The organism is Pseudomonas sp. S3_B08 (assembly GCF_054667725.1).
In genome coordinates this window covers 4814907-4839827 of record NZ_CP162750.1, presented here as the reverse complement: position 1 = coordinate 4839827, position 24921 = coordinate 4814907, and the positions used below count along the sequence as shown (strand labels likewise).

Here is a 24921-nt window from a genome sequence, read left to right as displayed (position 1 = left end):
CGGACGATCTTTTGCTCTTCACACCGCAATCGAGGGCAGGGCCAGACCGTTAAGCGATTCGGCACTGCTGGCCTGTTCCGCCATCAACCAATCAACAAATTCTTGAATCAACAAACCTCGACGTTTGCGTGGCGGTAACACCACGTAATACCCCAGCCGCGACAGCGTGGTTTCCGCCAGCGGTCGGCACAGCAAACCCTGCACCAGCAAGTTATCCACAAGGTGGCGCCAACCGATTGCCACGCCTTGCCCGCCGATCGCCGCTTGGATCAATAACGTGTAATTGTCGAAGCGCAGCTGCCCCGGCGCCGGCGGCGTGGTCAGGCCAAGTTGACGGAACAGCCCGCTCCAGTCGAACCAGTTGCTGCTGTTTTCACCACGCAGATGCAGCAGCGGCAATTCCAGCAGGGCCTGCGCGGGCAACGGCAATGAACGCTCCTTGAGCAGCAGCGGGCTGCACACCGGGAATACTTCTTCGCTGAACAGCCAGTGGCTCTCACCCTGCTTGAATCGACCATCGCCAAACAGGATCGCCACGTCGATGTCGGTGCGCAGCATGTTGTGGTTGCGCTCGCTGGTGACCAGGCTGACATCGATATGCGGATTGGCCTCATGGAAGCGATGCAGGCGCGGCATCAACCAATAAGCGGCAAAAGCGAAATCCGTGGCCACTTGCAGCACCTCATGTTGCTGTTGAGTGCTGATTGCGCTTAATCCTGCGTCGATATTCTGCAAACCGAGGGCAACTTGCTCGAAAAGCAGGCTGCCCACCTCTGTCAACTCGATACCCCGGTAAATCCGGTCGAACAGGCGCGTACCGAGCTGCTCCTCCAGACGTTTCATTTGCTGGCTGATCGCCGGCTGCGTGGTGCCAAGCTCCACCGCAGCAGCGGTAAAACTGCGATGGCGGGCCGCCGCTTCAAAAGCGCGCAGCAGATCGAGGGAGAGGTCACCGAGGGCGTCATACATAAGCTGTACTTATCCTAGTCATTGTCCGGCGCGGGCTTTACCGGAACAGGCATGGAATCCATGCTCGATCGCAGCACTCTCGCATAAATATTCAACATGGAATGCCGCGATCACATGAAGCGCAAGAACATTCTTTTCATCATGGCCGATCAAATGGCCGCGCCAATGTTGCCGTTCTACGGCCCATCGCCAATCAAACTGCCGAATCTGTCCCGCCTCGCCGCCCAAGGCGTGGTGTTCGATGCTGCTTACTGCAACAGCCCGCTGTGCGCGCCGTCGCGTTTCACCCTGGTCAGCGGCCAGTTGCCGAGCAAGATCGGCGCCTACGACAACGCGGCTGATTTCCCCGCCGACATTCCGACTTACGCGCATTACCTGCGGCGTCTCGGCTACCGCACCGCGCTGTCGGGCAAGATGCATTTCTGCGGGCCGGACCAGCTGCACGGTTATGAAGAACGCCTGACCAGCGATATCTATCCGGCCGATTACGGTTGGGCGGTGAACTGGGACGAGCCGGACGTGCGGCCGAGCTGGTATCACAATATGTCTTCGGTGCTGCAAGCCGGGCCGTGCGTGCGCACCAATCAGCTGGATTTCGACGAAGAGGTGGTGTTCAAGGCGCAGCAATATCTGTTCGATCACATTCGCGAGGACGGCGATCAGCCGTTCTGCCTGACTGTGTCGATGACCCACCCGCACGATCCGTACACGATTCCCAAGGCTTTCTGGGATCTGTATGACGATGCTGATATCCCGTTGCCTACAGCTTTGAACCAGGACGAACTCGATCCGCACTCGCAACGTCTGCTCAAGGTTTATGACCTGTGGGACAAGCCGCTGCCTGTGGATAAGATCCGCGATGCCCGTCGCGCCTACTTCGGTGCTTGCAGTTATATCGACGCCAATGTCGGCAAACTGCTGCAAACCCTTGAGGAAACCGGGTTGCTCGATGACACCATCATCGTCTTCTCCGGTGACCACGGCGACATGCTCGGTGAGAAAGGCCTCTGGTACAAAATGCACTGGTTCGAGATGGCTGCGCGAGTGCCGCTGCTGATCAGCGCACCGGGACAATTCGAGGCCGGCCGAGTCAGCGCCGCCGTATCCACCGCCGACCTGCTGCCGACCTTCGTGGATCTAGCCGGTGGCACGCTTGAGCCGGGCCTGCCGCTGGACGGTCGTTCGTTGCTGCCGCACCTGCAAGGGCAGGGCGGGCATGACGAGGTGTTCGGCGAATACATGGCCGAAGGCACTGTGAGCCCGCTGATGATGATTCGCCGGGGTGCCTACAAATTTATCTACAGCGAAAGCGACCCGTGCCTACTCTTCGATGTGGATAACGATCCGCGCGAAGAAGAGGAGCTGAGCCAATCGCCGCACCATCGTCAGCTGTTCGAAGACTTTCTCGCCGAAGCGCGGGCCAAGTGGGACATTCCGGCAATCCATCGGGACGTACTGGCCAGCCAGCGCCGACGCCGTTTCGTCGCCGATGCGTTAACCATCGGCAAGCTGAAGAGCTGGGATCACCAGCCGCTGGTCGATGCCAGTCAGCAATACATGCGCAACCACATCGACCTTGATGATCTGGAGCGCAAGGCCCGTTATCCACAACCCTGCCAAAACCAAAAATGTTAAGGGGAAGTCCATGAAGTTATCCACAGCTGTCACTGTCGGTCTGATCGCATTGAGCAGCGCCTCGGCGTTCGCCGAGCAAAGCTGCGAGACCGTGAAGATGGCCGATCCGGGCTGGAGCGACATCGCCGCAACCAATGCCATCACCGGGTTTCTGCTGGACGGCATGGGCTATAAGGCCAAAGTCGACACCCTTGCGGTGCCGATCACCTTCGGCGGCTTGAAGGATGGCCAGGTTGACGTGTTCCTCGGCAACTGGATGCCGGCGCAGCAGGGCTTCTATGACAAGTTCGTCGCTACTGGCGATGTGACGCAATTGGCCAAAAACCTGGAAGGCACCGAATTCACTCTCGCCGTCCCCGACTATGTCTGGGAGGCAGGCGTGCATGATTTTGCCGACCTGAACAAATTCGCCGACAAGTTCGACAAGAAAATCTACGGCATCGGTTCGGGGGCGCCGGCGAACATTTCGCTGCAGGAGATCATCAAGAAGAACGACTTCAACATGGGCCAGTGGAAGCTGATCGAGTCCAGCGAACAGGCGATGCTCGCCGAAGTGTCGCGGGCGGTGAAGAAACAGAAATTCGTCACCTTCCTCGGCTGGACCCCGCACCCGATGAACGTGCAGCTGAAAATGCGTTACCTGAAGGGCGGCGAAAAATACTTCGGCGACACCGGCAGCGTCTTTACCCTGACCCGCAAGGGCTACGCCGAGGCCTGCCCGAATGTGGGTAAGTTACTGACCAATCTGGCCTTCACCCAGGACATGGAGAACAGCATCATGGCCGAGGTGGTGAACAAGAAGATCAGCAATGCCGAAGCGGCGAAGGCGTGGATCAAGGCCAATCCGGCGGTGCTGGACAAGTGGCTGGATGGCGTGAAGACCGTGGATGGCAAGGATGCGTTGATGGCGGTGAAGGCCAAGCTTTGATCTCAGGGTTGCTGGAATAGCGTTCGGCTGGAGATTTTTGCCCCCTCACCCCAGCCCTCTCCCCCAAGGGGGCGAGGGGGAAAGGGAGCCGATCGCTGTTGAATCGAAACTTGCGTTCAACGCCGAAATCGCAGGTCGGTGAATCTTCAACAAACAGCTCGGTCAGTCCCCTCTCCCTCAGGGAGAGGGCTAGGGTGAGGGGCTTTTACACCTGACACCCTGATAACCTTGAACAAAACCCCAACCGCGAGGACCCATGGCCTTCCCCAGCCGCCATTCACTTTTTCCTTTCCTGAGCTGGTTGCCACGGCAAACCCGCGCCAGCGTCGGGCGGGACCTGATCGTCGGCCTCAGCGGTGCGATTCTCGCCTTACCCCAGTCGATTGCCTACGCGCTGATTGCCGGGCTGCCACCGGAATACGGTCTGTACGCCGCAATCATTCCGGTATTGGTCGCCTGCCTGTGGGGGTCGTCATGGCATCTGATCTGCGGCCCGACGGCGGCGATTTCGATTGTCCTGTACGCCAGCGTCAGCCCGCTCGCGGTGCCGGCTTCCGAGGACTACATCACCCTGATCCTGCTGCTGACGTTCCTTGCGGGGATTTTCCAATGGTTGCTCGGCTTGCTGCGTTTTGGCGCACTGGTGAATTTCGTTTCGCATTCGGTGGTGCTCGGCTTCACCCTCGGCGCCGCCGTGGTGATCGCCATCGGGCAATTGCCCAATCTGCTCGGGCTGGAATTGCCGGCCAACACCACAGCGCTCGCCAGCGTGATGGATCTGCTGCGACATCTGGGGGCTGTGGATAAGCCTTCGCTGATGCTCGGCGTCGCCACAGTGATCGTCGGCGTGGCCCTGAAAAAACTCCTGCCGCGCTGGCCGACGCTGTTGCTCACGCTGGTGCTGGCCAGCCTGCTGGTGTGGGTCTGGCCGGCGATGTTTGGTCATGTGCATCTGGTCAGCGCTTTCGTCGGACGCCTGCCGCCGCTGAGCGCCTTGCCGCTGGATCTGGAGGTGATCCTGCGCCTGCTGCCAAGCGCGGTGGCGGTGGGCATGCTTGGGCTGGTCACCAGCCTGTCGATTGCCCGCTCGATTTCGGCGCGCTCGCAACAGTTGCTCGATGCCAATCAGGAAGTCCGCGCACAGGGTTTGTCGAACATCGTCGGTGCGTTCTTTTCCGGGTCGCTCTCAGCCGGATCGTTTACCCGTTCGGGATTGAGTTATGAGGCGGGTGCCTGCTCGCCACTGGCCGGAGTGTTTTCGGCGATCTGGGTGGCGCTGTTTGCGGTGTTCGGCGCAGGGCTGATCGCGCACATCCCGATCCCGGCCATGGCCGGCAGCATCCTGTTGATTGCCTGGGGTCTGGTCGATCACCGGGGCATTCGCGCCTTGCTGCGGGTCAGCCGCGCCGAGTTCGTGGTGATGGCCCTGACTTGCCTGGCGACTCTGCTGCTGGAATTGCAGACGGCGATCTACGCCGGGGTGCTGGCGTCATTGTTTTTCTACCTCAAGCGCACCTCGCAACCACGGGTGCAGCATTGGCGCGACGGTGACGACGATGTGTTGCGCGTGGGTGGTTCGATCTTCTTCGGCGCCAGCCATTACCTGCAAGTGCGCCTGCAACGCCTGCATGGCGCACGGGTGGTGATCGAGGCGCAGCAGATCAACTTCATCGATTATTCGGGGGTGGAGATGCTGCATCAGGAAGCGCGACGCCTGCTGGGCCAGGGTCGCAGCCTGACCCTGCGCCGGGCGCGGTCGCCGGTCGTGGAGGAGTTGAGGAAGCTGGAGGGGGCGGAGAAGTGCCCGATCAGGTTTGAGGATTGATCTGATATCGCGGTGGTGATGCGATTCGCGAGCAGGCTCGCTCCCACATTGATCGTATTTCAATGTGGGAGCAAAGCTTAAAGGGCCAGTTGGCGTCGCAGCTCGGCGAGTACCGGCGCGGTATCCGGGCGTACGCCACGCCACAGCCAGAACGCCTCGGCTGCCTGTTCGGCGAGCATGCCCAGACCATCCATCGCCAGCGCCGCGCCGTGCTCAGTGGCCCAGCGGCAGAACGCGGTCGGTTCCTTGCCGTACATCATGTCGTAGCACAGCGTCTGGCCTGGCTCGATCAGGCTTGGCGCAATCGGCGGCACGTCACCGGTCAGGCTGGCGGAGGTGGCGTTGATGATCACGTCCACCGGTTCGCGCAGCCAGTCGAAACCACTGGCCGACACCGGCCCGAGGTCGCAGAACAACTCGGCCAGCAGTTCAGCCTTGTCCACGGTGCGATTGGCGATGATCACCGAGGCCGGCTTCTCCGCCAGCAATGGCTCCAGCGCACCGCGCACCGCGCCGCCAGCGCCGAGCAAAAGGATGCGCTTACCGGTCAGGCTGAACCCGGCATTCACCGTCAGATCGCGGACCAGACCGGCGCCATCGGTGTTGTCGCCGAGCAGTGAGCCATCGTCCAGTTTGCTCAAGGTGTTCACCGCACCGGCGCGCTGCGCGCGGGCGGTCAGGCTGTTGGCCAGACGGTAGGCGTCTTCCTTGAACGGCACCGTCACATTGGCGCCGCGCCCTTCGCGAAAGAACGCCTTGGCGCAGCCGACAAAATCATCCAGCGGCGCCAGCAGCGTGCTGTAGTCGAGGCGCTGGCCGGTCTGTTCGGCGAACAACTGGTGAATCATCGGCGACTTGCTGTGGCCGATCGGATTACCGAAAACGACGTAACGATCCATCACCCGTCCTCAGGCCTCGGCCAGCCAGTCGCGATCCTGCAGGAAGTAATCGGTCAGGCGCGCTTCTGCGCTGCCCGGCTCGGCCTTCCAGTCATAGCCCCAGCGCACTTGCGGTGGCAGCGACATCAGAATCGATTCAGTGCGGCCACCCGATTGCAGACCGAACAGCGTGCCACGGTCGTAAACCAGGTTGAATTCGACGTAGCGGCCTCGGCGGAATTCCTGGAATTCGCGCTGCTGGGCAGTGAAGGCGTCGTTCTTGCGCCGTTGCACGATCGGCAGGTAGGCCTCGATATAGGCATCGCCGATGGCGCGCATGAAGGCGAAACTGGTGTCGAAATCCCACTCGTTCAGATCGTCGAAGAACAGACCGCCAATGCCACGTGGCTCATGACGATGCTTGATATGGAAATAGGTGTCGCACCAGGCCTTGTAACGCGGATAGACGTCCGCACCGAACGGCGCACAGGCTTGCTCGGCGACGCGGTGCCAATGAATGCAATCTTCCTCAACGCCGTAATACGGGGTCAGGTCGAAACCGCCGCCAAACCACCAGACCGGTTCTTCGCCTTCTTTTTCAGCAATGAAAAAACGCACGTTGGCGTGGGAGGTCGGCACATGCGGATTGTGCGGGTGGATCACCAGCGACACGCCGAGCGCCTCGAAACCACGCCCGGCCAGTTCCGGCCGATGGGCGCTGGCCGAGGGCGGCAGGCCGCTGCCGAATACGTGGGAAAAATTGACGCCGCCCTTTTCGATCAGCGTACCGTTTTCCAGCACGCGGGTGCGCCCGCCACCGCCCGCCGGCCGGGTCCAGGCGTCTTCGACGAAGCATTTGCCGCCGTCTTCGGTTTCCAGTGCAGCGCAGATGCGGTCTTGCAGATCGAGCAGATAGGCCTTTACGGCGTCGGTGCGGGTCGTCATGGCTTCACCTTGAATCGGGCGGCGCCCCGGCAGGCGGGCGGCGCAAATGGGCGCGTAGCATACCATCGCAGACCGGCGCGCCGCAGTTGACGAAGATCAAGCAGGGGAGTTGGATAGAGGGCTTAGCAACGACCCAAGGAGAGCAGGCAGATGGCAAAGCGTATCCAGTTCCGCGCCCACGGCGGTCCCGAAGTGCTCGAACATGTTGACTACGAACCCGCTGCGCCCGGGCCGAATCAGGTGCGCGTGGCCAACCAGGCGATCGGCCTGAACTTCATCGACACCTATTACCGCAGCGGCCTCTATGCACCGCCCGCGTTGCCGTCCGGCCTGGGTTCGGAAGGCGCCGGCACGGTCGATGCGGTGGGCAGCGAAGTCACCCGTTTCAAGGTCGGCGATCGCGTGGCATACGGCAGCGGCCCGCTCGGCGCCTATAGCCAGCTGCATGTTCTGCCGCAGGACAATCTGGTGCATCTGCCCGATGAAATCAGTTTCGAAACTGCCGCCGGGGTCATGCTCAAGGGTCTGACCGTGCAATACCTGCTGCGCCAGACCTACCAACTGCAGGGCGGCGAAACCATTCTGTTCCACGCCGCAGCCGGTGGCGTCGGCTCTCTGGCCTGCCAATGGGCCAAAGCGCTGGGCGTGAAGCTGATCGGCACCGTCAGCTCGAAGGAGAAAGCCGAACTGGCCAAGGCCAACGGCGCCTGGGCCACCATCGACTACAGCCATGAAAACGTTGCCGAGCGCGTGCTGGCGCTGACTGACGGCAAGAAAGTCCCGGTGGTGTATGACGGCGTCGGCAAGGACACCTGGCTCACGTCCCTGGACAGCGTGGCACCACGTGGCCTTGTAGTGAGTTTCGGCAATGCTTCGGGCGCAGTCGACGGCGTCAACCTGGGCATTCTTGCCGCGAAGGGCTCGTTGTACGTCACCCGGCCTACGCTGGCGACCTACGCCAACAACGCCGAGAACCTGCAGCGCATGGCCGACGAGCTGTTCGAGATGATCATCAGCGGCAAGCTGAAGGTCGACATCAGCCAGCGCCATGCATTGGCCGATGCGGCAAAAGCACAAACCGAACTGTCGGCACGGCGCACTACCGGTTCCACGATTCTGTTGCCATAACGCTTCAAGTTGATACTCGGTGAACTCTTCCATGAGTTCGCCGAGTATCTTTCAGCTATATCAAGTACATCTTCCGGTGAAGTTTCTTCGCCGCTGGCCTACGACCGGAAAACTTCCTGCGCAACTTCTTCGACTCGTATACAAGCCATTTCTCTGCCCACTCTTCGATTATTGGCGGATCAATACTGACGGTTATGAACATCACGATACTCCGGCTGATGCACGTTCATGTTCACAGGCTGATCCAGGGCCATCAGGATTTGCCGCCATTCGGCGGACAACAGCCAATAATCGCCCCGGGCACGCTGCTCGATATGCATGGCGTGCGAAGCGATCGGTGTCAGGCCGAAGCGCTGAAACAGTTGCCGCTGTGGCGATCTGCACAAGGCCGTCACCCCCTGATATCCGCGATCGATCGCCCATTCGGCGGCGGTGGCGAGCAAGCCATTGATCGACACCGGCCGGTGCTGCTGGGAATGGGTAATCAAGCGACTGAATTCGACATGCCGCGCCAATGCCACAGTGGGAGACACATGATGCTGCGCCAGTGAGGCCCATTCGAACGGCGCCGGGGTTGCCCGCAGCACTGCAATGAGTTGATCTCGCTGGTAGAGCAGGAAGTGCGTACTGCGCGAGGTGATCGCCAAGCGGGTTTCCAGCGCCCGGGCTCTGGAGGTGAGCATGTAATGCTGCAATCGCAGGCGAAACTGTCGATTGATGAAGCGTTCAAATTCCCCGGCATCCGATCCTGCCTCAAGAATGGCCACACGATAGTCGGCCTGTTGATTCTTGAGTGTCTCCTGAAAGCCCTGCAGATAATCCTTGAGGTGTAAATCCGTAATATCCATTACTTCTCCGCAGCCATTAACATTTCGAAGTTGTATCAAGCACATTGAAAGAATGGATGCTTTTAAAAATCTCGCCACTGCACGCGTTCTGATAATCGCGTGGGAAAACTTACAGATATTGCAGAGTCGAAGATCCGTCTGACGCATGCAAGAACAATGGCAACGGATAAGTTTTAAACGAGTGCAGGAATAAACTGCAGGCATGCGCAAAACTCCTCGTCGATAGCGCCGAGGAGTCCGCAAAAAATAAAAAGAAAGGCGTCAGTCAGGACGAACGACGTTACCGGTGGCCAGGTCGCGGATCACGCTGGGATTCTTGCGCCCGCCAAGGCTGCCGCCGAGCACCAGATCGACCTGCCCACGGAAATACTGCTCGATGCGCAAACGCGTGCGCGCGGGCGGTCGCCCCTGTGGATTGGCTGATGTCGAGATCAGCGGCCCGACCAGCGAGCACAAGTCGCGCACCTGCGGGTGATCGCTGACTCGCAGCGCCACGGTGTCATGCACGCCTGTGACCCATTCCGGCAACAGGTTCTGGTGCGGCACCAGCCAGGTGTTCGGCCCCGGCCAGGTGCTGGCCATGCGGTCGATCCAGTCCTGCGGGAAGTCCTCGAAGAGGAAATCGAACTGGCGGATATTGTCGGCGACCAGGATCAGCCCTTTGCTCACCGAGCGATTCTTGATCGCCAGCAAGCGGTCCACTGCGTCTTCGTTCCACGGGTCGCAACCCAGCCCCCAGACGGCTTCGGTTGGATAGGCAATCACCGCGCCGGCGCGAACTTCCCGCGCGGCTTGTTGCACACGCCAACTGTTGACCATGAAAAAACTCTCCACAAACAGGTTTCGCGCAGTTTACCGATCTTCATCGTAAAACCTAGCTCGACCGCGCCAACCAGCGACCGTTTTCGCATACCGCACGGCCTTCGATCTCCAGCTCGGTCAACGTTGCCAGCACTTTCGGCAACGCCCAGCCACAGCTCGCGGCCAACGCCTCGCTGGTGTGCGGCGCCGCGTGCAGCAGCGTCAGCAACGGGTGATCGGCCTGCGGCGGCGCTGTGGATAACAACGGTTGCTGCCAGCCGCGCAGGGCTTCGAGGATATGTTCGATAGTCTCCACCAACACCGCCCCGTCGCGAATCAACTGATGACAACCGCGCGCGCCGGGGTGATGGATAGAGCCCGGAATGGCATAAACCTCGCGCCCTTGCTCTGCCGCCAGCCGCGCGGTAATCAACGAACCGCTGGCAACACTGGCCTCGACCACCAGCACGCCAAGGGATAACCCGCTGATGATGCGATTGCGCCGGGGGAAGTTGCTCGCGGTTGGCCCGGCGTCCAGCGGAAACTCCGAGAGCACCGCGCTGCCCGACGCAATCATCGCCTCAGCCAGGCGTTTATTGCGCTGTGGATAAAAATTCTCCAGGCCCGTGCCAAGCACCCCCACGGTCAACCCGCCAACGTCCAGAGCAGCCTGATGGGCAGCGGCATCGATGCCCAGCGCCAGACCACTGGTGATGACAAAACCGGCCCCGGCCAGACTGCGAGAAAACGCCGCCGCCGTGTCCATGCCCGGGCGCGAAGCGCGGCGGCTGCCGACCATCGCCAGTTGCGGTTTTTCCAGAATCGACGGATCGCCGGCGACGAATAACAGTGGCGGCGGGTCAGGAATCTGCGCCAGCAACGCTGGATAGTCCGCCTGGTCCCACATCAGCAAATGTTGACCGGGGCGCTCTAGCCAGCGCATTGCGTGGCTGGCGCCGTCGCGCACCGTCGGACAACGCCGTGCTTCGGCACACGCCGCCGGCAACCCGAGCGAGCGCCAGGCACTGGCCGGCGCGCTGAGGGCTTTGGACGCCGAGCCGAAGGCTTCGAGCAATTTGGCAAAACGCTTGGGACCGATATCCGGCATGCGGTGCAGGCGCAGACGCGCCTCCAGTTCCGCCGGGGAAATGGCTGTACTGACAGACAACATGAATGGATCATCCTTGATCGTTCTATGCTCCGAACCATTCGGAACAAGTTGTGGATAACTCTGTTGGTAACTTGTTAAGCAAGCTTACGGATTTCGCACCTTGTCGAGCACCGCCAGCGAGCGCGAAGCATTCAGGACCAGGCCGTAACTGAGTTTGTCGTAGGTGCGGAACACCATTAGCAGGCCGGCGCGTTCATCGGGAATTTTCAGCGGCTGGCCGGTGATCCGGTCACGCACCGTTTCGCCGGTTTTCATCACCGCCAGAACATTGCCTTCGGCCAGACCGTCACGTTTGCCCTTGTTCAGGGTGACCACGTCCATCACGCCGATCTGCGTGACGCCGCGTGGCACATCGATGATCAGCCCGTCGATGGAACGCTTCGGCGCGCTGGGCATGAAAGTCGAATTGATCGAGCGTTCTTCACCGCCGAACAAGCGGTCACCGAGGCGCACTTCCTGGGTGGTGCGTTGCAAGGCGAGAGTGGCAACGTCGCCTTCGGTGGCAACAACCTCGCCGCCGCCGATATCGTCGGCGTTGATGCCGAGGAATTCCTTGGTCTGCGGGTCAGTGTAGACCTTGCCCTGGCGGAAGATGCCGTACACCGGTTGCTCCGGATCGAAATGGCCGCGCGCGAAGATGCGATCGCCTGTACCGCTGAGCACCCGTTCGGCATCGCCGGCGACGATGTACGGCGCCTTGTCGAAGTCTTCGGCCTTGTCGACGATGCGGTTGCTCAGCAGAAAGCTGTTGATCGATTTCAGCGGAATGCTCGGAATCGCCTCGGCCACCGGGCTGGTGCGAATTCGTGGCGAGAGCTTGATGGTGCCGCGCGACTCGCCACGATGGACGGTCAGTTGCGGTTGGCCGTTGACGTAGCTGAGGGTCAGCGTGTCGCCGGGATAGATCAGGTTGGGGTTTTCGATCTGCGGGTTGGCCCGCCACAGTTGTGGCCACTGCCACGGCTCGCGCAGGTATTTGCCGGAAATGTCCCAGAGCGTGTCCCCGGAAACCACCGTGTATTGCTGTGGAAAACCATCCTTGAGTTGCACTTGCCCTTGCGCGGCGCCGGCCGAAGCCAGAAGCAGCAGGGCGAGTAGTGTTTTCCTCATGCAGTGAATCCCTTTATCATGTGCATTCGCGTGAATCGTCAGAGCCCCCGTGGCTCGCTTCTGTTTTTCAGAAGCTACGCTTCACAACGGTAGCCTGCATCTTCGGACCCGCCAGGCCATCGACCCGACTTTACTCAACGTGTGCAGCAATCGAAGCCTATGGCCATTTTAAACATCCTCGAGTTTCCGGACCCGCGTCTGCGCACTATCGCCAAACCAGTGGCTGTAGTGGACGACGAAGTGCGTCAGTTGGTCGACGACATGTTTGAAACAATGTATGAAGCGCCGGGCATCGGCCTCGCCGCGACCCAGGTCAACGTGCACAAACGTATCGTCGTGATGGACCTGTCCGAAGACCGCACCGAGCCACGGGTGTTCATCAACCCCGAGTTCGAATCGCTGACCGAGGAGATGGACCAGTATCAGGAAGGCTGCCTCTCGGTACCGGGCTTCTACGAAAACGTCGACCGCCCGCAGAAGGTCAAAATCAAGGCGCTGGACCGCGACGGCAAGCCCTATGAGCTGATTGCCGAAGGCCTGCTCGCGGTGTGCATCCAGCACGAATGCGACCACCTCAACGGCAAATTGTTCGTCGATTACCTGTCCACGCTCAAACGCGACCGGATCAAGAAGAAGCTGGAAAAGCTGCACCGCCAGAACGCTTGATGCCCCTCTTCAAAGGCTTGCTGCGGCAAGCCTTTTTCTTTTATGAGACGCCTTTCATGACTGAGCCACTGCGCATTGTTTTTGCCGGTACCCCGGAATTCGCCGCCGAACACCTCAAGGCCCTGCTGAGCAGCCCGTACGAGATCGTTGCGGTCTACACCCAGCCGGATCGCCCGGCCGGCCGTGGGCAAAAACTGATGCCAAGCCCGGTCAAACAACTCGCCCTGGAAAATAATATCCAGGTGTTGCAGCCGCCGACCTTGCGCAATGCCGAGGCCCAGGCGGAGCTGGCCGCGCTGAAGCCGGACTTGATGGTGGTGGTCGCCTACGGTTTGATCCTGCCGCAAGCGGTGCTGGATATTCCGCGTCTGGGTTGCATCAACAGCCATGCGTCGTTGCTGCCACGCTGGCGCGGTGCGGCGCCGATCCAGCGCGCGGTCGAACACGGCGATGCCGAAAGCGGTGTAACGGTGATGCGCATGGAGGCCGGGCTGGATACCGGGCCGATGCTGCTCAAGGTCGTCACGCCGATCAGCGCGCAAGACACTGGCGGCACCCTGCATGATCGCCTCGCCGAGATGGGTCCGCCCGCCGTGGTGCAGGCGATTGCCGGTCTGGCTGCCGGCACCCTGCAAGGTGAGGTGCAGAACGATGAGCTCGCCACTTACGCGCACAAACTGAACAAAGACGAAGCACGCATCGACTGGAGCCGTCCGGCGGTGGAGCTGGAACGTCTGGTCCGCGCCTTCAATCCATGGCCGATCACCCACAGCACGCTCAATGGCGAAGCGTTGAAAGTGCTGGCCGCGACCGTGGCCGAAGGCACTGGCGCTCCGGGTGAAATCCTCAGCGCCAGCAAGGACGGCCTGATTGTCGCCTGCGGTGCACAAGCGCTGTGCCTGACCCGCCTGCAATTGCCCGGCGGCAAGGCGCTGAACTTCAGCGACCTGTTCAACAGCCGTCGTGAGAAATTCGCCGTCGGCAGCGTCCTCGGCGCTGCGGTGGAAGCGCAATGAACCCGCGTCTGGCCGCCGCCAAGGCGCTCGCCGCCGTACTCAGCGGCAAGGCTTCGCTGAACAGCTCCCTGCCGACGCAACTGGACAAGGTCGAGGATCGTGATCGCGGTTTCACTCAGGATCTGGCCTTCGGCACCGCACGCTGGCAGCCACGCCTGTCGGCACTGGCGGAAAAACTGCTGCAGAAACCATTCAAAACCGCCGACGCCGATGTCGAGGCGCTGCTGCTGGTTGGTCTGTATCAACTGCTCTACACCCGCGTGCCGGCGCACGCCGCCATCGGTGAAACCGTCGGCTGCGCAGACAAGCTGAAAAAGCCTTGGGCCAAAGGTCTGCTCAACGCCGTGCTGCGCAATGCCCAGCGCGAAAGCGAGACGATCTTCGCCGAACTGGAACGCGACCCGGTGGTGCGCACGGCCCACCCGCGCTGGCTGCAAAAATCCCTGAAGGCATTTTGGCCCGAGCAGTGGGAAGCGATCTGCGCAGCGAACAACGCGCATCCGCCAATGATCCTGCGGGTCAACCGCCGTCATCACAGCCGCGATGCTTATCTTGCGTTGCTGGGCGAAACCGGGATCGCCGCGACACCGTGCGTTTACAGCCGCGACGGCATCGTCCTCGAAGCCGCTGCCGACGTGCGCAGCCTGCCGGGTTTCGCCGAAGGCTGGATCAGCGTGCAGGACGAAGCCGCGCAACTGGCCGCCGACCTGCTCGATCTGGCCCCGGGCCAGCGCGTACTCGACGCCTGCTGCGCCCTCGGCGGCAAGACCTGCCACATCCTCGAAGCCGAACCGGCGCTCGCTGGCGTGGTAGCGGTGGATCTGGAAGCCAAGCGTCTGGTGCGGGTGAAGGAAAACCTTGAGCGCCTCGGCCTCGACGCTGAACTGATCGCCGCCGACGGTCGCGATACCGAGAAATGGTGGGACGGCAAGCCGTTCCAGCGCATCCTCCTCGACGCGCCATGCTCGGCCACCGGCGTGATCCGCCGTCATCCGGACATCAAACTGACCCGTCAGCCGGACGACATCGTTGCCCTCGCGCAACTGCAAGGCGAACTGCTCGACGCCATGTGGAAAACCCTCGAAGTCGGCGGCATCCTGCTCTACGCCACCTGCTCGACGCTGCCGACCGAGAACACCGAAGTCATCGCCGCGTTCCTCGCGCGCACCCCCGGTGCCCGTGAACTGGATCTGGCCACAGCGGCCGGCATCAAGCAGCCCCATGGTCGCCAGTTGCTGGCCCAGCAGGGCGGGCATGACGGGTTTTACTACGCCAAGCTGATCAAGATCGCCGCCGCGCGCGGCTAAACGGATTCATGGAGTGACTGGATGAAAATCATCATCCTCGGTGCGGGACAGGTCGGCGGTTCGCTGGCCGAACATCTGGCCAGCGAGGCCAACGACATCACTGTGGTCGACACCGATGGCGAGCGCCTGCGCGACCTCGGCGACCGCCTCGATATCCGCACCGTGCAGGGCCGGGGCTCGCTGCCCTCGGTGCTGCGTCAGGCCGGTGCCGACGACGCCGACATGCTGGTAGCGGTGACCAACAGCGACGAAACCAACATGGTTGCCTGCCAGGTCGCGCACACGCTGTTCCACACGCCGACCAAAATCGCCCGGGTGCGCGAAGCGTCATACCTCAATCGCGAGGAACAACTGTTCCAGAACGAAGCGATTCCGGTCGACGTGCTGATCAGCCCCGAGCAGGTCGTGACCAACTACATCAAGCGCCTGATCCAGCATCCCGGCGCCTTGCAGGTGATCGACTTCGCCGAAGGCGCGGCGCAACTGGTGGCGGTGCGCGCCTATTACGGCGGGCCGCTGGTGGGCCAGCAACTGCGCCAGTTGCGTGAGCACATGCCGAACGTCGAAACCCGCGTAGCGGCGATCTTCCGCCGTGACCGGCCGATTTTGCCGCAGGGCGACACAGTGATCGAGGCCGATGACGAGGTGTTCTTCATCGCTGCCCGTGAGGACATTCGCGCAGTGATGAGCGAAATGCGTCGCCTCGACGAAACCTACAAACGCATCGTTATCGCCGGGGGCGGGCAGATCGGCGAGCGCCTGGCCGAGGCGATCGAAAGCCGTTATCAGGTGAAGATCATCGAGATGAGCCCGGCGCGCTGCCGCTACCTCTCCGATACCCTCGACAGCACCGTGGTCTTGCAGGGCAGTGCGTCGGATCGCGATCTGCTGCTGGAAGAGAACATCGCCGACGCCGATATCTTCCTCGCCCTGACCAACGACGATGAAGCCAACATCATGTCGTCGCTGCTGGCCAAACGGCTGGGGGCGAAGAAGGTCATGACGATCATCAACAATCCGGCCTACGTCGACCTGATCCAGGGCGGCGACATTGATATCGCCATCAGCCCGCAACTGGCGACCATCGGCACCTTGCTCGCCCACGTGCGCCGAGGCGATATCGTCAGCGTGCACTCACTACGGCGCGGCGCGGCGGAAGCGATCGAGGCGATTGCCCACGGTGATGCGAAGTCCAGCAAGGTCATCGGCAAGCCGATCGAGAAGATCGGCCTGCCGCCGGGCACCACCATCGGCGCAGTGATCCGCAACGAGAAAGTGATCATCGCCCACGACGACACGGTGATCGAAGCCGGCGACCACGTGATTCTGTTCCTTGTGGATAAAAAGCATATTCGCGATGTGGAGAAGCTGTTCCATGTGGGGTTGAGCTTTTTCTGACCTGAAGACAACGTTGCCCGTGATGGCCCCTTCGCGAGCAGGCTCGCTCCCACAGTGGAATGCATTCCAAATGTGGGAGCGAGCCTGCTCGCGAAAGCGGTTTGACAGACTCGCAGGTTCTCTGACGAACAATAGAAAGGAATCCGCCAATGCTCGAATCCCTGGAAAAAATGCTCGCCAAGGGTGTGGATAACGCGCTGTTGCGCTTCGGTCTGGGCAAGGGTTATCTGGACCTGGGTGAAAACGCCAAGGCTGCCGAGCATTTTCAGCGTTGTGTCGCTTTCGATCCGAAATACTCGGCAGCGTGGAAGCTGCTGGGCAAGGCGCAGCTGGCGCTAGGCGATCACGCCGCTGCGCGTCAGGCCTGGGAACAAGGCTTGGAAGCGGCCCGCGCCCACGGTGACAAACAGGCCGAGAAGGAGATGACGGTATTCCTGAAAAAGCTTGAGCGGCAGGCGCCTTGAGCTACCGATTGAGCAAGGCGAGCCCGTCTGCATCAACCGTCACCCCATCGAAGTTGCTCAGTACCAGCGCGCCTCGCCCGGCGGACGCTTCTTGAAGCGTTTCATGCTCCACATGTACTGGCTCGGATACGCCGCAACATAACGTTCCACTACCTTGCTCATCGCCGCGCAGGACTCTGCGGTATCGGTGCTGTACATCGCTTCGGGCGCGGCTTCGAGAATGACTTTGTAGCCCGAGCCGTCAGGCAGGCGCAGGGCGTGCAGGAACACACCGACCGCTTTGCCGCCGGCCAACATGTTCGGCACGAATTTGCTGGTCAGTGCCTGGGTGGCGAAAAACGGCACGAAAATCCCGGCGGATTCGGCCGGTTCCGGGTCGGCGGGAATGCCCACGGCACCACCCTTGCGCACTTCCTTGATGACGCTGAGAATGCCTTCCTTGGTCGACGCCGCGACCTTGTTGCCCAGCTGCACGCGCTGTTTGCGCAGCAATTCATCCACTGCCTTGAGCTTCGGCGGACGATAGAAAATGATCGGTTTGCACTGGCTGCAATAGAAGTGGTTGAGCACTTCCCAGTTGCCGAGGTGGCTGGTGATTCCGACCACGCCTTTGCCCGAGGCCAGCGCGTCTTTCAACACATCGAGGCCTTCGACTTCGCGGACCAGATCGATCGAGCGCTGCGCCGGCCAGATCCACGCGCAGGCGCTTTCGGTCAGCGACTTGCCGATGTCCTTCAGACTCTGCCCGACCAGACGCTCACGTTCGGCCGCATCCATCTGCGGAAAACACTTGGACAGGTTGATCCGCACCACGTCGCGGGAACGATTGGGGGTTTTCCACATGATCCAGCCGATCGCCGAACCCACGGCCTGCACGGCTCGCCATGGCAGCAGGGCAAACAGCCGCAGAGCGCCTACCAGCAAGGCGCCTTTAAACTTTTCCACAGGTCACTCCTGATCTTTGTGCTGTGCGCGAGGCGGGCATTCTAACCGGCGTTGGCAAGCTGCGCGTAGCGGTCGCAATCCTGGGTGTGGTCCATGACCATGCCCGAGGCCTGCATCAGCGCGTAGCAAATGGTCGGACCGACGAAGGTGAAGCCGGCTTTTTTCAGCGCCTTGCTCATCGCCAGCGCTTCCGGGGTGATCGCCGGGACTTCGCTGCGATCCTTGAAATGATTGATGATCGGTTGGTCGCCTACGAATGACCAGAGCAACGCCACCGGATCCTCCAGCGCCAGCCACGCCTGGGCATTGCGCCGCGCAGCGTTGAGTTTCAGGCGATTGCGGATGATGCCCGGGTCGAGCATCAGCTCGTCGATTTCGGCATCGCTCATCTGCGCGACGCGCTGCACGTCGAAGCCAAACAGCACCTGGCGATAGCGCTCACGTTTGCGCAACACAGTGATCCACGACAACCCGGCCTGGAACCCTTCGAGCAAAAGCAACTCGAACAAACCCTGCGCATCGCGCAGCGGCGTGCCCCACTCCTGATCGTGATAAGCCATGTACAGCGGATCTTCGGTACACCAAAAGCAGCGTGGCATAAGGCTCCAGGGGGCGTGCGCAGCAACGAATCGGGTATACTCCCGCTCTTTAAATCGCAGCCCAAGAAACAGGTGAATTTCGTGAGCCAGCCTACGCCAGCCGTGCGTACCTTCCAAGACTTGATCCTCGCGCTCCAGCAATACTGGGCCGAGCAAGGTTGTGTGGTACTTCAGCCCTACGATATGGAAGTAGGCGCCGGCACTTTCCACACCGCGACCTTCCTGCGCGCCATCGGCCCGGAAACCTGGAACGCCGCGTACGTGCAGCCAAGCCGCCGTCCGACTGACGGCCGTTACGGCGAAAACCCGAACCGTCTGCAGCACTACTACCAGTTCCAGGTAGTCCTGAAGCCGAACCCGGACAACTTCCAGGAACTGTACCTGGGCTCGCTCAAGCATGTCGGCCTCGACCCGCTGGTGCACGACATCCGCTTCGTCGAAGACAACTGGGAATCGCCGACCCTCGGCGCCTGGGGTCTGGGCTGGGAAGTCTGGCTCAACGGCATGGAAGTCACCCAGTTCACCTACTTCCAGCAAGCGGGCGGCATCGAGTGCTACCCGGTGACCGGCGAGATCACCTACGGTCTCGAGCGCCTGGCGATGTACCTGCAAGGCGTCGATTCGGTCTACGACCTGGTCTGGGCTGACGGCCCGTTCGGCAAAGTCACCTACGGCGATGTGTTCCACCAGAACGAAGTGGAGCAGTCCACTTACAACTTCGAACACGCCAACGTCGATAAACTGTTCGAGCTGTTCGACTTCTATGAAAGCGAAGCCAAGCGCCTGATCGAACTCGACCAGCCGCTGCCGTTGCCGAGCTACGAAATGGTGCTGAAGGCGTCGCACACCTTCAACCTGCTGGATGCGCGCCGGGCAATCTCGGTGACCGCGCGTCAGCAATACATTCTGCGCGTGCGCACCCTGGCGCGTTCCGTTGCGCAAGCCTACCTGCTGGCCCGCGCCAAGCTGGGCTTCCCGATGGCGACCCCGGACCTGCGTGACGAAGTACTGGCCAAGCTGGAGGCTGCACAATGAGTGCGCAAGATTTTCTGGTTGAACTGGGCACCGAAGAACTGCCACCCAAAGCCCTGAACACTTTGGCTGATGCGTTCCTCGCCGGTATCGACAAGGGCCTGCAAGCCGCCGGCCTGAGCTACGAAAGCAAAACCGTTTATGCCGCGCCACGTCGTCTGGCCGTGCTGATCACTGCGCTGGCCACTCAGCAGCCGGATCGCAGCATCAACCTCGATGGCCCGCCACGTCAGGCCGCGTTCGACGCTGATGGCAATCCGACTCAGGCCGCCCTGGGCTTCGCCAAGAAGTGCGGCGTCGAGCTGAGCGAAATCGACCAGAGCGGTCCGAAACTGCGTTATAGCCAGAACATCGCCGGCAAGCCGACCGCGAGCCTGCTGCCGACCATCGTCGAAGATTCGCTGAACGACCTGCCGATTCCGAAACGCATGCGTTGGGGTGCGCGCAAGGAAGAATTCGTGCGTCCGACCCAGTGGCTGGTGATGCTGCTCGGTGACCAGGTCATCGATTGCACGATCCTCGCGCAGAAGGCTGGCCGTGAATCCCGTGGTCACCGTTTCCATCATCCGGAGAGCGTGCGCATCGGTTCGCCATCGAGCTACCTCGCCGACTTGCGTGCCGCTTACGTATTGGCCGATGCCAACGAGCGTCGCGAGATCATCAGCAAGCGCACCGAAGAGCTGGCCACCCGTCAGGAAGGCACGGCGATCGTGCCGCCGGCACTGCTCGACGAAGTGACTGCGCTGGTTGAATGGCCGGTGCCGCTGGTGTGCTCGTTCGAAGAACGCTTCCTCGACGTGCCGCAGGAAGCGCTGATCACCACCATGCAGGACAACCAGAAGTATTTCTGCCTGCTGGATGCCGACGGCAAGTTGCTGCCACGTTTCATTACCGTGGCCAACATCGAAAGCAAAGACCCGCAGCAGATCATCGCCGGTAACGAGAAAGTGGTGCGCCCACGCCTGACCGACGCCGAGTTCTTCTTCAAGCAGGACAAGAAGCAGAAACTCGAAGACTTCAACCTGCGCCTGCAGAACGTGGTGTTCCAGGAAAAACTCGGCAGCGTCTACGACAAGGCCGAGCGCGTTTCCAAACTGGCCGCGTACATCGCCGCACGTATCGGCGGCAACGCCTCGTGGGCTGCCCGCGCGGGCCTGCTGTCGAAGTGCGACCTGGCCACCGAAATGGTTGGCGAGTTCCCGGAGATGCAAGGTGTCGCCGGTTACTACTACGCCCTCAATGACGGCGAGCCGCAGGACGTCGCGCTGGCGCTGAACGAGCAGTACATGCCACGCGGTGCCGGTGCCGAATTGCCGGCGACCCTGACCGGTGCAGCTGTCGCCATCGCCGACAAGCTCGACACTCTGGTCGGCATCTTCGGTATCGGCATGCTGCCTACCGGCAGCAAAGACCCTTATGCCCTGCGCCGTGCGGCACTGGGCGTGCTGCGTATCCTGATCGAAAAGAAACTCGATCTAGACCTGAACGACGCCGTGGCGTTCGCCGTGACTGCATTTGGCGGCAAGGTCAAGGCGGCCGGCCTCAACGAAGCCGTGCTGGAATTCATCTTCGACCGTCTGCGTGCGCGTTATGAAGACGAAGGCGTCGACGTCGCCACCTACCTGTCGGTACGTGCATTGAAGCCGGGTTCGGCGCTGGACTTCGACCAGCGTGTGCAAGCGGTTCAGGCCTTCCGCAAACTGCCGGAAGCGGCAGCGCTGGCGGCGGTGAACAAGCGCGTGTCGAACCTGTTGAGCAAAGTCGAAGGCTCGGTACCGACCGTGGTCGAAGCCAAGTATTTCGACAACGCCAACGAGTTCTCGCTGTACTCGGCAATCCAGCAAGCGGATCAGGCCGTGCAGCCAATGGCCGCAGCGCGTCAGTACAACGAATCGCTGGCACGCCTGGCGGCACTGCGCGAGCCGGTCGACGCGTTCTTCGACGCGGTGATGGTCAATGCCGACGACGCCAATGTGCGAGCTAACCGCTACGCGCTGCTGGCGCGCCTGCGTGGCCTGTTCCTCGGTGTTGCCGACATTTCGCTGCTGAGTTGAGGGATTGCTGTTGAAACTGCTGATTCTCGATCGTGACGGCGTGATCAATTACGACTCCGATGCCTACATCAAGTCGGTGGAGGAGTGGATCCCGCTGCCCGGCTCGATCGAAGCGATCGCGCAGTTGAGCAAGGCCGGCTGGACGGTGGCGGTGGCCACCAACCAGTCGGGCATTGCTCGTGGCTATTACGACCTCGCCACCCTCGAGGCCATGCACGCGCGCCTGCGCGAGCTGGTCGCGGAGCAGGGCGGTGAAGTCGGTTTGATCGTGTATTGCCCGCATGGCCCGGATGAAGGTTGCGATTGCCGCAAACCGAAACCGGGAATGCTCAAAACCATTGCCGAGCATTACACGGTGCCGTTGACCAACGTCTGGTTCGTCGGCGACAGTCTTGGTGACCTGGAGGCCGCCAAAGCCGTCGATTCACAGCCAGTTTTGGTGAAGACCGGGAAAGGCGAAAAGACTCAGGGTAAAACCCTGCCGGTTGGCACCCTGATTTTTGACGATCTGGCGGCGATTGCCGCAGAACTTATCCACAACTAGAGTACTTCTGAATTTCCTGGCCAGGGATTGCTCGGGAGTGCGCTTGAACAGTCGGGGCATTGCCCCGTAACGGTAACCGTCGCCATGTCGATACTGCGGGCCTTCAGAATCTTTATTTTTTACCTGCTGCTGGGCACAACAGCGTTGCTGTGGTGCAGTCTGAGCTTTTTCATCGCGCCGTTTCTGTCCTTCAAGGCGCGCTATCGTTTCATCAACGTGTACTGGTGCCGTTGCGCCCTGTGGCTGACCAAGGTTTTCCTTGGCATCCGCTACGAAATCAAAGGCGCGGAAAACGTGCCGGACCGGCCCTGCGTGATTCAATCGAACCATCAGAGCACTTGGGAGACCTTCTTTCTCTCCGCTTATTTCTCGCCATTGAGCCAAGTGCTCAAGCGCGAATTGCTCTACGTGCCGTTCTTCGGCTGGGCCATGGCAATGCTGCGCCCGATCGCCATTGACCGCGACAACCCGAAGGCCGCGCTCAAACAAGTCGCGGCTAAAGGCGACGAGCTGCTCAAGGACAACGTCTGGGTGCTGATCTTTCCCGAAGGCACACGAGTCCCCTACGGCACTGTCGGAAAATTCTCTCGCAGTGGCAGTGCGTTGGCGGTGAATGCGGCGCTTCCGGTGCTGCCGATTGCACACAATGCCGGCAAATTCTGGCCAAAAATCGGCTGGGGCAAACAGGCCGGAGTGATCACCGTGGTCATCGGCGAACCGATGTATGCCGAAGGCAGCGGGCCGCGCGCCATCGCTGATCTGAATGACCGTGTGCAGGCGTGGAACGAGAAAACCCAGCGTGAAATGGGCTCGCTGCCACCGGCGCCACAGGCACCGGCAGCGAGTGACCAACTGGCTGTCTGAATTTTGTGGATAACCTGTGTACGCTTTTGCTAAAAAAGACCGCAATTTTTTTCTAACTTATTGATTTTCATAGACATTTATAAATTTATGAATTGAACAAAATCCGTGCATAAGTTTTATTCGGATGTAAAAAAACCGGCCGTTATAGCCGGTTTTTTTGTGCCCCTTTTTCATTCAGCGAGCAGCGGCAACTCGATAAGGAAAGTGGTTCCCGCATCGACCACGCTACGACACTCAATCGTACCGCCATGATGATCAATCACGGCTTTGACCATCGACAAACCCAAGCCCACGCCGTCGATGCCTTGGGCCGAAGAGAAACGCCGATACTGGCTGAACAGGTCAGGCAATTCATCGGCGGCAATGCCCTTGCCCTGATCGGTCAATTCGCAGCGCAGCCACTGTCCATCACAGCTGACCTTCAGTTGCACAGTGCTGTCTGCGGGGCTGTACTTGATCGCGTTTTCCAGCAGGTTGAACAGGGCGCGCGTCAGCAATCCCTGATCGGCCAGAATCAGCCGCTCCTGGCATTGCTCATCGACCTCGTTGAGCAGCTCGATGCGTTTCTGCTGAGCGATCGGCAGGGCCTGATCCAGCACGTCCAGTACCAGCATGGCGAACAATGTCGGGCGGAACTGGTAGGTCTCGGATTCAGCCCGCGCCAACAAGACAAAACCATCGGTCAGATCCAGCGCGCGGCGCACCTGGCGCTCAATCTGCTCGAACAGCGGCGCATCAGCACCCGCCTGATGACGATGCACATCCAGCAGGGCGAGGATCGCCGAATGGGGGGCGCGCAGGTCGTGGGAAAGAAAACGCAGCAGGACGCCGCGCTGCTCCTCAGCCGCACGCTCGGCACTCAAGTCCGTCAGGCTGAGCAGCCAACCGATCGGCGTATCGCCGTCGACCGGCAGCAGCGCCGCTCTTTCCAGGCGCAGACTGCGCTCCTTGTGATCGCGAAATTCCAGCAGCGGCAGGGTGGCCAGCGGCGGTCGCGGCGCTGTGGATAATTCCGGATAGCCGAGCCGTGCCAGTTGATCGAGCACGTCATCGCCCACCAGCGGATCCTCGAACAACTCGCGCGCCTTGCGATTGCCCAGCAGGATCTTGCCCAGCGGATCACTGATCAGCGTCGCCACCGGCAGGTATTCCAGGCCATCGGCAATGAACCGCCGGGTGTCGCGGGTGCGGCTCATGGCTTGTTCGAGCGCCATGATCTGGCCCTGCAAACGGTCGGCACCGGTGAAGCGGGTCCGCCGACGTTCAGGGAAGACTTTCGGTTCGCTGTCCAGACGTGCCAGCTCCCAGCCGAAATACGTCAGCACAACACTCAAGCGTCGCCAGTTCCAGATCAGGTAACCGAACAACATCCCCAGGGCTGCTGGCGTTGGCGACCACCAGTAGCGGACTTCGGCCAGCAGGGCGCTGGCGATCAGCGCACAGGCCATACCGACCAAGGTTACCCACAGCGCCCAACGCGGCCGCCACAGCAACAATCCCAGCACACCCGCGACCATCGCCACGGACAACAGAGCGCCGGGCGCTGGCGACAGATTGTGCAGATTGATCTGGGCGCGATAAGACAACAAGGCAGTCAGCGGCAACAGCACTAGACTTATCCACAACCACTCGCGCACCAGCCGCCGGAACAGACGCTGGACCTGGCTCGGCTCACGACTTTCACGTCGGCGTTGAGGGTTACGCATGAGGCAAAGGGCAGGGCAGTGGATAGGGTTTCATAGGTCTCTGGTCGGAGGCGTAGACCCGAAGAATCATAGCGGACGTCGACCACCG

The 24921-nt window shown here is 61.0% G+C and carries 23 protein-coding genes; 13 read left to right on the top strand and 10 right to left on the bottom strand.

Annotated features, from left to right (window positions below; all coding sequences use genetic code 11):
- Window positions 1-18: 18 nt before the first annotated feature.
- Window positions 19-969 (bottom strand): choline sulfate utilization transcriptional regulator, encoded by a 951-nt coding sequence (locus AB4N73_RS21975; protein WP_460142542.1) that lies wholly within the window; start codon window positions 967-969, stop codon window positions 19-21.
- Window positions 970-1083: 114 nt separating this feature from the next.
- Here AB4N73_RS21975 and betC point away from each other — a divergent pair, with 114 nt between their 5' ends.
- The 3 genes from betC to AB4N73_RS21960 all read left to right on the top strand — a co-directional run bounded on the left by betC (window position 1084) and on the right by AB4N73_RS21960 (window position 5357).
- Window positions 1084-2604 carry a choline-sulfatase gene (gene betC, locus AB4N73_RS21970; RefSeq protein ID WP_460142541.1) on the top strand — a complete coding sequence of 507 codons (1521 nt, stop codon included), beginning with the start codon at window positions 1084-1086 and terminating at the stop codon, window positions 2602-2604.
- 10 nt (window positions 2605-2614) lie between these two features.
- Window positions 2615-3532 (top strand): choline ABC transporter substrate-binding protein, encoded by a 918-nt coding sequence (gene choX / locus AB4N73_RS21965; RefSeq protein ID WP_460142540.1) that lies wholly within the window; start codon window positions 2615-2617, stop codon window positions 3530-3532.
- A gap of 256 nt (window positions 3533-3788) precedes the next feature.
- Window positions 3789-5357: a SulP family inorganic anion transporter gene (locus tag AB4N73_RS21960; protein WP_406227940.1), complete on the top strand. Its 1569-nt coding sequence runs from the start codon at window positions 3789-3791 to the stop codon at window positions 5355-5357.
- Window positions 5358-5434: 77 nt separating this feature from the next.
- Here the strand turns inward: AB4N73_RS21960 and aroE are convergent, their stop codons facing one another.
- A complete protein-coding gene (aroE, locus tag AB4N73_RS21955) occupies window positions 5435-6256 on the bottom strand; it encodes a shikimate dehydrogenase (protein WP_252868530.1) in 822 nt (273 codons plus the stop codon).
- A gap of 9 nt (window positions 6257-6265) precedes the next feature.
- On the bottom strand, window positions 6266-7180 hold the full coding sequence (gene hemF, locus AB4N73_RS21950) for an oxygen-dependent coproporphyrinogen oxidase (protein ID WP_024014963.1): 915 nt from the start codon (window positions 7178-7180) through the stop codon (window positions 6266-6268).
- 150 nt (window positions 7181-7330) lie between these two features.
- Here hemF and AB4N73_RS21945 point away from each other — a divergent pair, with 150 nt between their 5' ends.
- A complete protein-coding gene (locus AB4N73_RS21945) occupies window positions 7331-8308 on the top strand; it encodes a quinone oxidoreductase family protein (protein WP_305381889.1) in 978 nt (325 codons plus the stop codon).
- 179 nt (window positions 8309-8487) lie between these two features.
- Here the strand turns inward: AB4N73_RS21945 and AB4N73_RS21940 are convergent, their stop codons facing one another.
- The 4 genes from AB4N73_RS21940 to AB4N73_RS21925 all read right to left on the bottom strand — a co-directional run bounded on the left by AB4N73_RS21940 (window position 8488) and on the right by AB4N73_RS21925 (window position 12238).
- On the bottom strand, window positions 8488-9360 hold the full coding sequence (locus AB4N73_RS21940; protein ID WP_460142539.1) for a hypothetical protein: 873 nt from the start codon (window positions 9358-9360) through the stop codon (window positions 8488-8490).
- 57 nt (window positions 9361-9417) lie between these two features.
- Window positions 9418-9975 (bottom strand): L-threonylcarbamoyladenylate synthase type 1 TsaC, encoded by a 558-nt coding sequence (locus AB4N73_RS21935; RefSeq protein WP_039757175.1) that lies wholly within the window; start codon window positions 9973-9975, stop codon window positions 9418-9420.
- A gap of 55 nt (window positions 9976-10030) precedes the next feature.
- Complete coding sequence (dprA, locus tag AB4N73_RS21930) at window positions 10031-11128, bottom strand: DNA-processing protein DprA (protein ID WP_236167870.1); 1098 nt, start codon at window positions 11126-11128, stop codon at window positions 10031-10033.
- 84 nt (window positions 11129-11212) lie between these two features.
- Window positions 11213-12238, bottom strand: a complete 1026-nt coding sequence (locus AB4N73_RS21925; protein WP_056791148.1) for a LysM peptidoglycan-binding domain-containing protein — start codon at window positions 12236-12238, stop codon at window positions 11213-11215.
- A 159-nt stretch (window positions 12239-12397) separates the two neighbouring features.
- Between AB4N73_RS21925 and def the strand changes: the two genes are divergently transcribed.
- The 5 genes from def (at window position 12398) to AB4N73_RS21900 (ending at window position 17089) form a co-directional block, all read left to right on the top strand.
- Window positions 12398-12904: a peptide deformylase gene (gene def, locus AB4N73_RS21920; protein ID WP_041476509.1), complete on the top strand. Its 507-nt coding sequence runs from the start codon at window positions 12398-12400 to the stop codon at window positions 12902-12904.
- Between the two features lie 56 nt (window positions 12905-12960).
- A complete protein-coding gene (gene fmt / locus AB4N73_RS21915) occupies window positions 12961-13920 on the top strand; it encodes a methionyl-tRNA formyltransferase (protein ID WP_252879164.1) in 960 nt (319 codons plus the stop codon).
- A complete protein-coding gene (gene rsmB, locus AB4N73_RS21910; RefSeq protein ID WP_460142538.1) occupies window positions 13917-15227 on the top strand; it encodes a 16S rRNA (cytosine(967)-C(5))-methyltransferase RsmB in 1311 nt (436 codons plus the stop codon). The genes fmt and rsmB overlap by 4 nt, the downstream gene beginning before the upstream one ends.
- Window positions 15228-15248: 21 nt before the next feature.
- Complete coding sequence (gene trkA / locus AB4N73_RS21905) at window positions 15249-16625, top strand: Trk system potassium transporter TrkA (protein ID WP_016772381.1); 1377 nt, start codon at window positions 15249-15251, stop codon at window positions 16623-16625.
- Window positions 16626-16774: 149 nt separating this feature from the next.
- On the top strand, window positions 16775-17089 hold the full coding sequence (locus AB4N73_RS21900) for a tetratricopeptide repeat protein (RefSeq protein WP_041476513.1): 315 nt from the start codon (window positions 16775-16777) through the stop codon (window positions 17087-17089).
- 57 nt (window positions 17090-17146) lie between these two features.
- Here AB4N73_RS21900 and AB4N73_RS21895 read toward each other — a convergent pair whose 3' ends face one another.
- Window positions 17147-18034 carry a lysophospholipid acyltransferase gene (locus tag AB4N73_RS21895; protein ID WP_039757181.1) on the bottom strand — a complete coding sequence of 296 codons (888 nt, stop codon included), beginning with the start codon at window positions 18032-18034 and terminating at the stop codon, window positions 17147-17149.
- A gap of 41 nt (window positions 18035-18075) precedes the next feature.
- Window positions 18076-18633: a DNA-3-methyladenine glycosylase I gene (locus tag AB4N73_RS21890; RefSeq protein ID WP_056791133.1), complete on the bottom strand. Its 558-nt coding sequence runs from the start codon at window positions 18631-18633 to the stop codon at window positions 18076-18078.
- An 81-nt stretch (window positions 18634-18714) separates the two neighbouring features.
- On the opposite strand from AB4N73_RS21890, the gene glyQ reads away from it, so the two are divergent.
- The 4 genes from glyQ to AB4N73_RS21870 all read left to right on the top strand — a co-directional run bounded on the left by glyQ (window position 18715) and on the right by AB4N73_RS21870 (window position 23127).
- Window positions 18715-19668, top strand: a complete 954-nt coding sequence (glyQ, locus tag AB4N73_RS21885) for a glycine--tRNA ligase subunit alpha (RefSeq protein WP_003187265.1) — start codon at window positions 18715-18717, stop codon at window positions 19666-19668.
- Window positions 19665-21719 carry a glycine--tRNA ligase subunit beta gene (glyS, locus tag AB4N73_RS21880; protein WP_056791129.1) on the top strand — a complete coding sequence of 685 codons (2055 nt, stop codon included), beginning with the start codon at window positions 19665-19667 and terminating at the stop codon, window positions 21717-21719. The genes glyQ and glyS overlap by 4 nt, the downstream gene beginning before the upstream one ends.
- A gap of 4 nt (window positions 21720-21723) precedes the next feature.
- Window positions 21724-22263, top strand: a complete 540-nt coding sequence (gmhB, locus tag AB4N73_RS21875; protein WP_164488352.1) for a D-glycero-beta-D-manno-heptose 1,7-bisphosphate 7-phosphatase — start codon at window positions 21724-21726, stop codon at window positions 22261-22263.
- An 84-nt stretch (window positions 22264-22347) separates the two neighbouring features.
- A complete protein-coding gene (locus AB4N73_RS21870; RefSeq protein WP_056791126.1) occupies window positions 22348-23127 on the top strand; it encodes a lysophospholipid acyltransferase family protein in 780 nt (259 codons plus the stop codon).
- Window positions 23128-23297: 170 nt separating this feature from the next.
- Here AB4N73_RS21870 and AB4N73_RS21865 read toward each other — a convergent pair whose 3' ends face one another.
- Window positions 23298-24833 carry a sensor histidine kinase gene (locus tag AB4N73_RS21865; protein ID WP_460142537.1) on the bottom strand — a complete coding sequence of 512 codons (1536 nt, stop codon included), beginning with the start codon at window positions 24831-24833 and terminating at the stop codon, window positions 23298-23300.
- Between the last annotated feature and the right edge of the window lie 88 nt (window positions 24834-24921).